The sequence below is a fragment of the Citrobacter freundii complex sp. CFNIH2 genome (assembly GCF_002880615.1).
GTDB lineage: Bacteria > Pseudomonadota > Gammaproteobacteria > Enterobacterales > Enterobacteriaceae > Citrobacter_A > Citrobacter_A amalonaticus_F.
In genome coordinates this window covers 1,432,095-1,444,435 of sequence record NZ_CP025757.1, presented here as the reverse complement: position 1 = coordinate 1,444,435, position 12,341 = coordinate 1,432,095, and the positions used below count along the sequence as shown (strand labels likewise).

Below are 12,341 nucleotides of genomic sequence, written 5' to 3'. Positions count from 1 at the left end.
ACAGGGCGGGAAGGATTCCAGCGCAAAGACAAATTAGATTCGCAGACTATTAATCGCGAAATGCGATTTGGCCTTATGCCGTAAAGGATAAGCAGGGTATGTAAAGAATTGTCTTAAAAAAGCAGATAAAAAGTGACGCTGTAACAATATAGAATAATGCAGGTATCAGAAAAGGCAGGAAAAACCTGCCTTCAGAGGATTAGCGGAATAGCTGTTTTTCCGCGACGGGCGTCAGCAACTGAGACTGCCACTGCGCCAGGGTAAAGCGGGCCAGTTCACCAAGCGCTTGATAAAAAGGATGCCCGGCATTGTCAATGAAAACGTCGAGAAAGCGGGATGACCACGGGAACAGATGCCACGCCAGCAGCTGTTCGCATTCACTGTGTCGGCCGCTTTCGGCCAGCCAGGCCGCCATCAGTAGCAACGAGCCAAAATGATCTTCGGGTTCGTTTTGCTCTGTCTCGACGTGAATGCCGTTGTCGCGCATCCATTGACGCAGGGCCAGTGTCGATTCACCAAACAGGACATTTTCACGATCTAACCAGACCGATCCCCAGGGCGGCGACGGTAACGCGTAGGGTCCCACGAACAGGCGCTGGAATGCCTCGGGAAGTGACTCATCGCTGACGCGTTTAAAGTCCGTTGCCAGCGAGGACAGTGTTTCCGCTGCCAGCGGCCATTGTGTCTGCCAGTCATCAGCGGTTAATGCTGACACCAGCGGCGCGGCTTCGGCGCTGTCGGGGGCGTAGTAAAACAGAGCCCCCAGCACGCGTGCCGTCATCGCAAAATCATCACGTTGAGTAAAATCAGTCATCTGAAACATCCTGAAAAGTGCGGGTTTCCCCGCACGGATTTGTTAACCTGCCACCGCCATACCGACAGTCATATGCAGGCCATAAAACAGGCCGCGGCCAATGATTTCGCCGCCAAGCACGAGGAGTAGCCCCACCAGCAAACCGGCGACGTGCGGCGCTTTGCGACGCACCAGCGGACAGATCCAGCAGCCCAGTCCGGCAGCGACCAGCACTACGCGCCATACCTGCAGAGAGGCGTAATCCGGCACCAGCGCAGAAGCTTGCTGAACCGAACTGTGAATCGTCGCCAGCGACATACCTTGCAGAACGATGACCGCCACGCTAGCCAGCAACGCCAGCACGCTGATACTGGCAAACAGGGCTCCATTAAAGGTGACGCGGGACGCCCGCAGCAGCAATGCCGCGAACAGCGGGCCGCTGAGCAACACCGTCAAGAAGAACGCCAGTGTCGTATAGCCAGTATACCAGGTCGGCACGGTATCGATCAGATAAACGCGGGTCATCGCCCAGACGAAGACGATCCCCAGTACCATGCTGACCAACAGCCAGAATTTCCCCAGCGCGAGCGGCATTTTACCCAGAACGGCGATCAGCCACCAGATTCCCCCCACGGCGAAAAAGACTGAACCTGCGGCGATTTCATTGCTCAACCCGGATGCGCCAATGCGATTGAGCGAGTTGAATGCCCGCATCGGCGACCCCAGGTGCATGATCGACGCCAGGAATCCAAGCCCCATGACCAGCCAGAGAAAAAACATGCTGCGGACCAGACGTTGCCGGGCGGCGGCATCGTCTTTCATCGCAAACCAGCCAAGTCCACTGACAATCAGCGCGCCTACGACGCACTGGCCGAGTACCGTAAACAGCACCAGCGGCCATTCATGCCATCCATTTCCCATTTTACACCTCCTTCGGATTCGCCAGATAACCGGTGGTATCCCCGGTCGGACGGCTGTTGGCATTCGGTTTGATCACAATACTCGGCTTCGTGAAGTGCGCCCCTGGCAGCGGAGCAACCGCCGCCAGCTCACCGTATTTCTTACGCAGTTCATCGATAGGTCCGAAATCCAGCGCGCGCAGCGGACAAGACTCGACACAGATCGGTTTTTTGCCGTCAGCCACGCGGTCATGGCAACCGTCGCACTTCGTCATATGACCTTTGGCCGCGTTGTACTGCGGTGCGCCGTACGGACAGGCCATATGGCAGTAACGACAGCCGATGCAGACATCTTCATCCACCACCACAAAGCCGTCTTCCCGCTTGTGCATCGCGCCACTCGGGCAGACTTTGGTACAGGCCGGATCTTCACAGTGGTTACAGGCAATAGAGAGATAGTAGGCAAAGACGTTCTGGTGCCAGACGCCGTTGTCTTCCTGCCAGTCTCCGCCCGCGTATTCATAAATGCGGCGGAAGCTGACATCCGGGGTTAAATCCTTGTAGTCCTTGCAGGCCAGTTCGCAGGTTTTGCACCCGGTGCAACGGCTGGAATCAATAAAAAATCCATACTGAGTTGTCATCGGTTACTCCTTAGACCTTTTCAACCTGAACAAGATTACTGTGCGAAGGATTGCCTTTGGCCAGCGGCGAAGGGCGGTGCGACGTCAGGATGTTAATGGAGCCACCGTGGTCAATCTGATCGCCAAACATATCGGCTTTGAGCCACGCCCCCTGACCAATGGCCGTGACGCCGGGCAAAATGCGTGGGGTCACTTTGGCAGGGATCAGCATCTGTCCGTTGTTGTTAAATACCCGGACGGTGTCGCCGTGTTGAATCCCGCGCGCGCTGGCATCAATCGGGTTAATCCAGATCTCCTGGGGACAGGCCTGTTGCAGGACATCAATGTTGCCGTAACTGGAGTGGGTGCGCGCCTTGTAGTGGAATCCGGTGAGCTGCAGCGGGTACGTTTTGCGGATCGGATCGTCCCAACCGTCAAAACCGGGCGCATAGGCGGGCAGAGGATGGATAATCTCATCCTTCTTCAGTTCCCAGGTATCGGCGATCGTGGCTAGCCGCGCAGAGTAAATTTCAATTTTCCCTGACGGCGTTTTCAGCGGGTTAGCGCGGGGATCTTCACGGAAGGCGCGGAAGGCGACGTAATGCTCTTCCGGGCATTTTTTCTTGAAGATACCGGTTTGCTTCATCTCTTCGTAATCCGGCATTTCCGGATTGCGCTCTTTGGTCTTCGCATGCAGGTATTTCACCCATTCATGCTGCGAGCGGCCTTCGGTGAACGTCTGGTAGACGTCCGGGCCGAGCCGGCGGGCGACTTCACTGAGCATCCAGTAGATCGGTTTTCTTTCAAACTTCGCTGACGTCGCGGGCTGACCGAGGATCACATAGCCCATGTTGCCGGCGGATTCGTGAGAAATCAGGTCTTCCTGCTCGGTCGGCATTAAATCCGGCAGCAGAATGTCGCAGTACTTCGCCGACGCCGTCATGAAATGTTCGATGCCGACAATCATTTCACACTTGCTGTCGTCCTGAAGCACCTCATGGGTATGGGCGATATTGCCGTGCTGGTTAATCAACGTATTACTGGCGTAGCACCACATGAACTTGATGGGAACATCCAGCTTATCTTTACCCCGCACACCATCGCGTGTGGCGGTCATTTCGGTGCCGTGATCGATAGCGTCGGTCCAGGTGAATACGGAGATTTGCGTTTTCACCGGATTATCGAGCATTGAAAACCATTCCACACCGAGATCCCAGGTGCCTTCACGCACGCCTGAGTTACCGCCGTTGATACCGACGTTACCGGTGAGCACCGACAGCATGGCAATCGCCCGCGCGGTTTGCTCACCGTTGGAGTGACGCTGAGGTCCCCAGCCCTGGCAAATATAGGCCGGTTTCGCCGAACCAATTTCACGCGCCAGTTGAATGATTTTATCCGCCGGAATACTGGTGATATGAGAAGCCCACTCCGGTGTTTTGGCGATGCCGTCCGGGCCTTCACCGAGAATATAGGCCTTGTAGTGCGCGTTACGCGGCGCGTCGGCAGGCAGGGTAGTTTCATCGTAGCCGACGCAATATTTGTCGAGGAACGGTTTGTCGACCAGATCTTCGGTAATCAGCACCCAGCCAATCGCAGCCGCCAGTGCGCCATCCGTACCGGGTCGGATGGGCAGCCATTCGTCTTCGCGTCCGGCAGCGGTGTCGTTATAACGCGGATCGATCACAATCATTCGCGCATTTGAACGTTCGCGAGCCTGCTCAACGTAGTAAGTGACGCCGCCGCCGCTCATACGGGTTTCCGCAGGGTTGTTGCCAAACATCACCACCAGTTTCGTGTTGGCAATGTCATCCGGGCTGTTGCCATCGTTACTGCCAAACATGTAGCTCATAGCGGCGCTGATTTGCGCGGTACTGTAACTGCCATAACGGCTAAGGTAGCCGCCGCAGGAGTTCATCAGACGGTAGGGAACGTTGGAGTTGGTAATGTTGCCGCCGTCAACGCCGGTGCCGTAAAGCACATGGACTGCCTCGTTGCCATACTCTTTCAGGATCCGCTTCAGATTGTCGCCAATGGTATCGAGCGCTTCATCCCAGGAAATGCGTTCAAACTTGCCTTCGCCACGTTTACCGACGCGTTTCATCGGGTACTTCAGTCTGTCCGGATGATTCATGCGTCGACGTATGGAGCGACCGCGCAAGCAGGCGCGGACCTGGTGGTTGCCGTATTCATCGTTGCCGGTGGTATCTGATTCCACCCAGTAAACCGTGTCATCTTTAACGTGCAGACGCAGCAGGCAGCGGCTTCCGCAGTTCACGGTGCAGGAACTCCAGACGGCTTTTTCGTTGACCGGCGCAGGCGTCATGCCGTCTGCGGCGCGGGCGATACGGGTGAAAGGAAGGGTGAAAGCGCTACTGGCAAGCGCAAGGCTGCCAATGGCGGATGATTTCACCAGACTACGGCGGCTGATATTGGCCTTCATGAGGGCCTCAGGCGTGGTGATTTTCATGGTTGCTCACTTTGCTAATGTCAAAAAACTGACCTGGTTGCTTCCTTGTCCGGAGAACAGCCATTCGTACTTTTTCTGTTTTAATCAACGTGGTGCGGAAGATGTAGTACAGATACCGCGCCGTCAAACAGAGCGTTGTATAATATTTTTTATAGCGATATCAAAGACATGCTAACAGAGAAGATTTTACCCCTTAGTGAGTAGGGGGTATTAATCCATATCAAAATGAGAGGAACCCTCCGTTGCCGGAGGGTAAAAAAAACAGGCGGAATTATTGTGGTTCGGCGTTGGCGCCATCATGAGAAGGCGTAGTGCTGGCGGGGGCATTACCACTGCTGGTTCGGGTATAGAGAATTTTATGTGTGTCGTTGGCGCAATGTCCGACGACCTGTGAGTCCGGCTGATCGGCCTGATCGTTCGGCACGATGCTCAGGGTGAAGTTGGCCTCCGGCACTCCGTTATTGATGATGCGCTGCTCAATATCACTCTTAACGCGTTCGCAGGAGTCAGGGGCGGCAAAAACCAGCGGGGAGGCGGCCAGCAGAATGCCTGTCAGTAGTCCTCGGGATAATTTCATCATCAGCTCCATTGTTGAGATGCTCAAAATAAGCATAGCATTGCCAGTGTAAGCTATTGTCATTGCCGGCAACCTGTTGATGAATCTGAAAGATCGCTTTACTCCGCAAAAACACAAACCCCGACGAGGTCGGGGTTTGTGAGAAATCCCGTGTCGCCACGGGGGAAGGGATTAGAAGCTGTATTTCACTCCCAGCATACCTTGCGTATCTTTGTAACCATTATCGCCAATCTGCTGGGCGACGTTGCCCCACAGTTGCAGACGCTGGCTAAGCTGGCCTTCAACGCCCACTTTCAGTTCGCCAATATTGCGGTTGCCTTTCACGTCGTTGTTGATGTCATCCATCTTCACGCTGTAGCTGCTGGTGTTGTGGATCCAGTTGGCTTCAACAAACGGCTGGAAGGTGCGGTCTTTGCCGTCATCCATGGCGTTGTGCCCCTGCAGGTAGGCTTTGACGCCAAGACGCGTTTGCAGATTGCCGTCGGTTTTATCCACCACCCGGGTACCGTTTTTCTCAACGTGAGTATCGGCCTGCACGTCCATCCAGGTGACCTGGGCTTTAGGCTGAATGTACAGCGCATTACGCTCGCTGAATTCGGCCAGTTTCCAGGTGTAGCCCGTTTCGACAGAGGCGGTGATGCCGTCCGAATCATACTTTTCAGACGCCAGGCCCTGTCCGGACACGGTGTTGTCAAACCAGTTGTAGAGCATCCAGCCATCGACATACGCACCGGTTTTATCGGCGTCGTTGGCATACCAGGTGCCGTACAGACCCGCGCTGTAGCCGCTGATCTCCCCGCGTGAGGTGTAGCCGGTCAGGCTGGAGTGGCTGCGGCTCTTGCTGTTGGCGTAACCGGCCATCAGACCCAGATGCCAGCGATCGAGACCGTCGGTGCTCCATTGCGCGATATCACCGCCCAGTTGCATCACATAACGGTTGCTCTGGGTGCTGATCTGCCCGGAACCGTCCTTGAAGCGGTTATGTCCACCGATGTGGCGCATCCACAGGCTGGTGACCTTCTGCTCGCCGGTTAACGCGTCGGTGTACTGGGTTTCACCCAGACGATCGTGCAGACGGGTGGCGAACAGGGTGTTGGCGGCAAGGGTGTTTGCCAGATAGCTGCCGGTTTCCGGGCGATACTGATGTTCACCAGGTTGGGGAACGGGTTGTTCTGGCGTTTCCGGTGAGGCTGGCGCGGGTTCATCCGGCGGTAACGGCTCCGCAATAGCCTCGCTGGTCAGATGCCAGTTCTGGTTGTTCTTTTTAATGATGTTGTAATCGTAAGCGCCCGCGACGATACGACCTTCTTTGATAAAGGTACCGTTGGAAGCACCTTCTACTTCCACAATGGGGATACCTTCTACCGTCTGTGAACCGCCGCCACCAGCGTTAGTGACGCTGACACGCGTGGTGCCGCTGGTATCTTCGCGAACTACCAGCTTATCGGTTGCTGAAAGATCATCACCCAGTACGGTGCGCAAGGCCAGCAGACCGTTGTTACCCGCGTAGTTGCCCGTGATGGTTAACGTGGTTGGCGTAAAAGCCGCTCTGGATTGCGATGGGGAGGAGAGCGTTGCCGTGCCTGCCAGATCCAGTGAATTCAGCGTCTGTGAATAACCGTCAAGATCCAGATGAGCCCCCTCACTGACGGTGTAATCTGACGCGGCGCTAAACGTATTCTCCGCGCCTGCGCGAAGCGTCCCCTTTGAAACAAAGGTATTGCCGCTGTAAGTATTGGCCCCGGTCAGCGTGGTGATACCGGAACCGGTATGATTAACTTCACCCGCGCCATAAATTTGAGACGCCAGCAGGAAGTCCGGGCTGAAGTGGTTAAAGTTCAGAATCGCGGTTTTCTGACCGTTGGTATTACCCAGCCAGATTCGCGGTGCGTCAATCTTACCCGCCGCCTGTTCAGCTTCCCCTTGCGCGCCGCCGATATTCAACGTACTGGTGCTGCCATTGCCATAGCCCACCCGAATCACGGTGCCGGACTTCGCCGTTCCGCCGTTGCTGACGGTGAGGATGGCGACGGCCGTATTATTCGAGCTTGAGCTGACACCGCCCAGATTGATTGCCTCGGTTACGTCCAGCTGTGAGTTGGCGCCATCGACCCGCGTTTCACCGTAGCCATTGCCGGTATAGCCAATACTCATATGTCGTGATGCGGACAGTTTGCCGCCATTGGTAATCAACAGCATACCGTTTGCCTGATCGCCTACGAGGGTAAAAGCGGTGGCAACTTCTGAGTTCGCGCCATCAATAGAAACCACGCCGCTGGCGTTGGCGTAAAATTCGCCGACGCGTAATTCAGCAACGCCGGTGATTTTGCTGCCGTTATACACATTCAGTATGCCAGTGCCGTTATCTAATCCAACTTGAATGAACGAATTATTCAATTCCCAGGTTGCGCCATTGGTTAATGTCACTGAACCTGTCCCCGCACGGCCAATCTCCGCTCCTGTTGATGTCAAAATATCTCGCCCGTCAATGACCATTGATCCTGCGCTGGCGTCACCAACGCGTAATATTCTGAAGTTATTCCAGTAACTCTCTGTATTTTCTGTTTCAGAAAGGGTGAGTGAGTCATTATTATTAACAAGCACAATGCTGTTGCCTCCGGTCGGAGGCGTAACGGATAACAGATTGATATTATCCGCATTCGCTGCGGCGGCTGTTTGTACTGCTAATGCAATAGCAATGGCAAGCAACGATTTTGAATGATACAAGTTTTTAATGTTCATAATGGTCTCTTCCATAAGAGATTACCTGGTGTGTGCACTAACGACGTGTATTGAAAAACAACCCGCGAGTGCATGGTGTTGAACGCGATATAATGAGTGAAAATAAATAATGTTTTTCTAAGGCGTATTTTATTTACATGATCTAGAATAGAAAAATGGTTTTATTGATTAATTATTGGAATGTTTAATAGGTTTTATCTATTTAATATATTGCTTATTTTCTTATATAAAATCTTAACTGTTTTTTGACGAATAAAATGTCTTATTAAGGTTATTTAAAATAGTAGGAATAGTGCAAATAATTATGCTTATACAATGAGATAAATCAGGTTCAGGATGAGCGTTTTTCATTGTCAAGAGAATGACTAATAAACGAGTTATTTGGCAGGTAATCATTATTTACCTGCGGCGAGGGTAATATTTTAGGAATACTGCAAAAACCTTATATACATTAGTTTGATCTTGATCAGATTACGCGATAGAGATAAGTGAATCCTGGTCACGTTTTACCCATTTTTTGCCACTTTCGCGCAGGTATACAGTAAACGACAGTCTTTGCTACTATGACTGAAGATCATCCTTTTCTCCTGGGGAACCTGTGAAAAAACAGATATTTCTTTTTGCGCTTGGCGTTGCGCTGGTGGGATGCGACAACAGCGCGGTGCCGCTCTCCTTTACGCCGGAAATGGCCAGCTTTTCTAATGAATTTGATTTTGACCCCTTACGCGGGCCAGTAAAAGACTTCAGCCAGACGTTGCTTAATGAAAAGGGTGAAGTGACGAAGCGTGTCAACGGCACGCTGTCTGAAGAAGGTTGTTTTGACTCGCTGGAGTTGCACGATCTCGAAAACAATACCGGCGTGGCGCTGGTGCTGGACGCGAACTTTTATCGCGATGCCGAAACGCTGGAGAAAAAGGTGCGTTTGCAGGGGAAATGCCAGCTCGCAGAACTGCCGTCGGCAGGCGTTGTCTGGGATACCGATGATAACGGCTTTGTGGTTACGGCGACGGGAAAAGAGATGAAAGTCCAGTATCGCTACGATGCAGAAGGGTATCCACTCGGCAAAACCACGGTCAGCAAGGACCAGACGTTATCCGTCAGCGCAAAGCCGTCGACCGATCCGCGTAAGAAGCTGGATTACACGGCGGTAAGCCTGCTTAACGATCACCCATTGGGGAACGTTAAGCAGACCTGTGACTATGACCGTCATGCCAATCCTACGGACTGTACGCTGGTGATCGTTGATGAAAGCGTCAAACCCGCGGTCGAGCACAATTACACGATCAAAAATACCATCGATTACTATTGAGAGGACCGCGCAGCGATTACTGCGCGGTAGGTTTTAACATCGTCGGACCGGGCGAGCGATGCTCTGCCAGGTACTGATGCTGGAAGATACACATCCGGATCGTGTTGCGGTATTCCCCGTTAATAAAGAATTCATGAATCAGCTCGCCTTCGACCATAAAGCCCAGCTTACAGTAGATGTGGATCGCCTTTTCGTTCTCTTTATCAACGATGAGGTACAGCTTATAGAGGTTAAGTACGGTAAATCCGTAGTCCATCGCCAGTTTAGCGGCTCGTGAGGCCAGACCCTTTCCCTGATATTCCGGGGAAATAATGATCTGAAATTCAGCCCGACGGTGAACATGGTTGATTTCAACCAGTTCGACCAGCCCGGCTTTTTCACCGTCACATTCCACGACGAAACGACGTTCGCTTTGATCGTGAATGTGCTTATCGTAGAGATCGGACAACTCGACGAACGCTTCGTAAGGCTCTTCAAACCAGTAGCGCATCACGCTGGCGTTGTTGTCGAGTTGATGGACAAAACGTAAATCTTCACGCTCCAGCGGGCGCAGCTTAACACTGAGGGCGCTTGTCATACCAAATCCTTAACGTCTCGTTTAATGCTTTGTATTTACTACGTTGTATCAGGGGGCGACCACGCGACCGGTGCGACGATCCAGGCAGCGCAGGGTGTTCGGTTCCCAGTACGCGTTCAGGTTAGCACTCTGTTCGCAGCTGTCGCGGTTATCAAAGGCGGCATCCGCTTTATCCCACTCTTTTTCCGCGCGTTTGTTCACTTTCTGACGCAGACTGCGCGTGTCATCCCACTGTTCTTTTTGCATGGCTGCCTGTTGACGACTCAGGGCGCTATCGCCTGATTCAATCACCAGTCGGCTGGTCTCAGCCTGCGCGGTCGCGGTGTAGACGACAGCACCCAGCAGCAACATTGCCGTCAGGCACAGGCGTTTGCGAAGCGTAATGTTCATGGCAAGTTCCTTTTATGAGCGACGCAAAAAGCATCATTAGCAGGTAAATTCTACACCATTCCTCGCACACGGCATACCCGGCGGAAGGTTATGGATAAGATCGGGTGATTATGGCGTATCATGCCTGAACCTCAGGTCAATGAACGATTCAGATGCTTAAAACCACGCTGCTATTTTTTGCTACCGCGCTTTGCGAAATCATCGGTTGTTTTCTTCCCTGGCTCTGGCTGAAGCGGGGGGCCACCGTCTGGCTGTTGTTACCCGCAGGCGTTGCGCTGGCGCTGTTCGTCTGGCTGCTGACGCTGCATCCGGCCGCCAGCGGTCGGGTGTATGCCGCGTATGGCGGGGTTTACGTGTGTACCGCACTGATCTGGCTGCGCGTCGTGGATGGGGTAAAACTCAGCCTGTATGACTGGAGCGGTGCGCTCATTGCGCTCTGCGGAATGCTGATCATTGTGGCGGGATGGGGGCGTGGTTAAGCGTCCCTTGCGCATAATGCGTCACGCTATAGTCGTATGACATGTGCCATTTCCCGTGATTACCTCTTTATTCTTTTTTAATTCAATTGATTAAGATGTCCTGCGCGTCTCTGCGCAGGCATCCACCAGACGTATCCCCTGCAAAGTCTTCTTTTATAGCCCGCAATTTTTTGTGATCAAGATAGAAAAACATGTCTCTTATACTTGTATGGTAGTATGTGTATTGCGTAGATTCTCACCATCACCACACAGAACCAGGAAGAAAAAATGAAGATTGTAGGGGCTGAGGTTTTTGTCACCTGTCCGGGACGTAACTTTGTCACACTGAAGATTACGACCGAGGACGGTATCACCGGTCTGGGAGACGCCACGCTGAATGGACGTGAGTTATCCGTCGCGTCTTACCTTAAAGATCATCTTTGCCCGCAGCTGATCGGTCGTGATGCGCACCGCATCGAAGATATCTGGCAGTTCTTTTATAAAGGCGCGTACTGGCGTCGTGGCCCGGTGACCATGTCTGCTATCTCCGCCGTCGACATGGCGCTGTGGGATATCAAAGCCAAAGCCGCCAACATGCCGCTGTATCAACTGCTGGGTGGCGCATCGCGCGAAGGGGTGATGGTTTACTGCCACACCACCGGTCACACCGTTGATGATGTGCTGGAAGACTATGCGCGCCATAAAGAGATGGGCTTCAAAGCCATCCGCGTTCAGTGCGGCGTACCGGGTATGAAAACCACTTACGGCATGGCGAAGGGAAAAGGGCAGGCCTATGAACCCGCCACCAAAGGACAGTGGCCAGAAGAGCAACTGTGGTCGACAGAAAAGTATCTTGATTTCACGCCGAAGCTGTTCGAGGCGGTGCGCAATAAGTTCGGCTTCAACGAGCATCTGCTGCACGACATGCACCACCGTCTGACGCCCATTGAAGCGGCGCGCTTTGGGAAAAGCATCGAGGATTATCGCCTTTTCTGGATGGAAGATCCGACGCCTGCCGAGAACCAGGAGTGCTTCCGATTGATCCGTCAGCACACGGTAACCCCGATTGCCGTCGGTGAGGTCTTCAACAGCATCTGGGACTGCAAGCAGCTTATAGAAGAACAGCTCATCGATTATATCCGCACCACGATCACCCATGCGGGCGGGATCACCGGCATGCGTCGCATCGCCGACTTCGCCTCGCTCTACCAGGTGCGTACAGGTTCACACGGACCGTCCGATCTTTCTCCGGTTTGTATGGCGGCAGCACTGCATTTTGACCTGTGGGTACCGAACTTTGGCGTTCAGGAATACATGGGCTATTCCGAACAGATGCTGGAAGTCTTCCCGCACAACTGGACCTTTGACAACGGCTATATGCATCCGGGCGAGAAGCCGGGACTGGGTATCGAGTTCGATGAAAAACTGGCGGCGAAATATCCCTATGACCCCGCCTATCTGCCGGTTGCCCGGCTTGAAGATGGCACCTTGTGGAACTGGTAAGTTAAA

11 protein-coding genes are annotated in these 12,341 nt (G+C 53.3%); 3 read left to right on the top strand and 8 right to left on the bottom strand.

Features of this window, described 5'->3' with window-relative positions; all coding sequences use genetic code 11:
- Window positions 1-199 precede the first annotated feature (199 nt).
- The 6 genes from dmsD to WM46_RS07205 all read right to left on the bottom strand — a co-directional run bounded on the left by dmsD (window position 200) and on the right by WM46_RS07205 (window position 8,098).
- On the bottom strand, window positions 200-814 hold the full coding sequence (dmsD, locus tag WM46_RS07230; RefSeq protein ID WP_102601860.1) for a Tat proofreading chaperone DmsD: 615 nt from the start codon (window positions 812-814) through the stop codon (window positions 200-202).
- Between the two features lie 42 nt (window positions 815-856).
- Window positions 857-1,714, bottom strand: coding sequence for a dimethyl sulfoxide reductase anchor subunit family protein (locus tag WM46_RS07225; RefSeq protein WP_102601859.1), 858 nt, complete (start codon window positions 1,712-1,714; stop codon window positions 857-859).
- Between the two features lies 1 nt (window position 1,715).
- Complete coding sequence (dmsB, locus tag WM46_RS07220; RefSeq protein ID WP_061077453.1) at window positions 1,716-2,333, bottom strand: dimethylsulfoxide reductase iron-sulfur subunit DmsB; 618 nt, start codon at window positions 2,331-2,333, stop codon at window positions 1,716-1,718.
- Between the two features lie 10 nt (window positions 2,334-2,343).
- Window positions 2,344-4,779 (bottom strand): selenate/tellurate reductase subunit YnfF, encoded by a 2,436-nt coding sequence (gene ynfF, locus WM46_RS07215; protein WP_102601858.1) that lies wholly within the window; start codon window positions 4,777-4,779, stop codon window positions 2,344-2,346.
- Window positions 4,780-5,050: 271 nt separating this feature from the next.
- Entirely contained in the window at window positions 5,051-5,359 is a 309-nt protein-coding gene (locus tag WM46_RS07210) for a DUF1161 domain-containing protein (protein ID WP_102603796.1), read from the bottom strand.
- 168 nt (window positions 5,360-5,527) lie between these two features.
- Window positions 5,528-8,098, bottom strand: coding sequence for an autotransporter outer membrane beta-barrel domain-containing protein (locus WM46_RS07205; protein ID WP_102603795.1), 2,571 nt, complete (start codon window positions 8,096-8,098; stop codon window positions 5,528-5,530).
- 598 nt (window positions 8,099-8,696) lie between these two features.
- Between WM46_RS07205 and WM46_RS07200 the strand changes: the two genes are divergently transcribed.
- A complete protein-coding gene (locus tag WM46_RS07200; protein WP_102601857.1) occupies window positions 8,697-9,407 on the top strand; it encodes a YnfC family lipoprotein in 711 nt (236 codons plus the stop codon).
- Window positions 9,408-9,423: 16 nt separating this feature from the next.
- On the opposite strand, the gene speG is transcribed toward WM46_RS07200, so the two are convergent.
- A complete protein-coding gene (speG, locus tag WM46_RS07195; RefSeq protein WP_102601856.1) occupies window positions 9,424-9,984 on the bottom strand; it encodes a spermidine N1-acetyltransferase in 561 nt (186 codons plus the stop codon).
- A gap of 48 nt (window positions 9,985-10,032) precedes the next feature.
- Window positions 10,033-10,374: a DUF1283 family protein gene (locus tag WM46_RS07190; RefSeq protein WP_061077458.1), complete on the bottom strand. Its 342-nt coding sequence runs from the start codon at window positions 10,372-10,374 to the stop codon at window positions 10,033-10,035.
- Between the two features lie 152 nt (window positions 10,375-10,526).
- Between WM46_RS07190 and WM46_RS07185 the strand changes: the two genes are divergently transcribed.
- Window positions 10,527-10,853, top strand: a complete 327-nt coding sequence (locus WM46_RS07185; protein WP_043000743.1) for a YnfA family protein — start codon at window positions 10,527-10,529, stop codon at window positions 10,851-10,853.
- Window positions 10,854-11,120: 267 nt separating this feature from the next.
- A complete protein-coding gene (gene rspA, locus WM46_RS07180) occupies window positions 11,121-12,335 on the top strand; it encodes a starvation-sensing protein RspA (RefSeq protein WP_061077459.1) in 1,215 nt (404 codons plus the stop codon).
- Window positions 12,336-12,341: the final 6 nt, after the last annotated feature.

What these genes read in the sequence shown, in the direction of transcription:
- rspA (WP_061077459.1), top strand. Translation starts at nt 11,121, where the DNA reads ATGAAGATTGTAGGGGCTGAGGTTTTTGTCACCTGTCCGGGACGTAAC.
- speG (WP_102601856.1), bottom strand. Translation starts at nt 9,984, where the DNA reads ATGACAAGCGCCCTCAGTGTTAAGCTGCGCCCGCTGGAGCGTGAAGAT.
- dmsB (WP_061077453.1), bottom strand. Translation starts at nt 2,333, where the DNA reads ATGACAACTCAGTATGGATTTTTTATTGATTCCAGCCGTTGCACCGGG.
- WM46_RS07225 (WP_102601859.1), bottom strand. Translation starts at nt 1,714, where the DNA reads ATGGGAAATGGATGGCATGAATGGCCGCTGGTGCTGTTTACGGTACTC.
- ynfF (WP_102601858.1), bottom strand. Translation starts at nt 4,779, where the DNA reads ATGAAAATCACCACGCCTGAGGCCCTCATGAAGGCCAATATCAGCCGC.
- dmsD (WP_102601860.1), bottom strand. Translation starts at nt 814, where the DNA reads ATGACTGATTTTACTCAACGTGATGATTTTGCGATGACGGCACGCGTG.
- WM46_RS07205 (WP_102603795.1), bottom strand. Translation starts at nt 8,098, where the DNA reads ATGAACATTAAAAACTTGTATCATTCAAAATCGTTGCTTGCCATTGCT.
- WM46_RS07210 (WP_102603796.1), bottom strand. Translation starts at nt 5,359, where the DNA reads ATGATGAAATTATCCCGAGGACTACTGACAGGCATTCTGCTGGCCGCC.
- WM46_RS07185 (WP_043000743.1), top strand. Translation starts at nt 10,527, where the DNA reads ATGCTTAAAACCACGCTGCTATTTTTTGCTACCGCGCTTTGCGAAATC.
- WM46_RS07190 (WP_061077458.1), bottom strand. Translation starts at nt 10,374, where the DNA reads ATGAACATTACGCTTCGCAAACGCCTGTGCCTGACGGCAATGTTGCTG.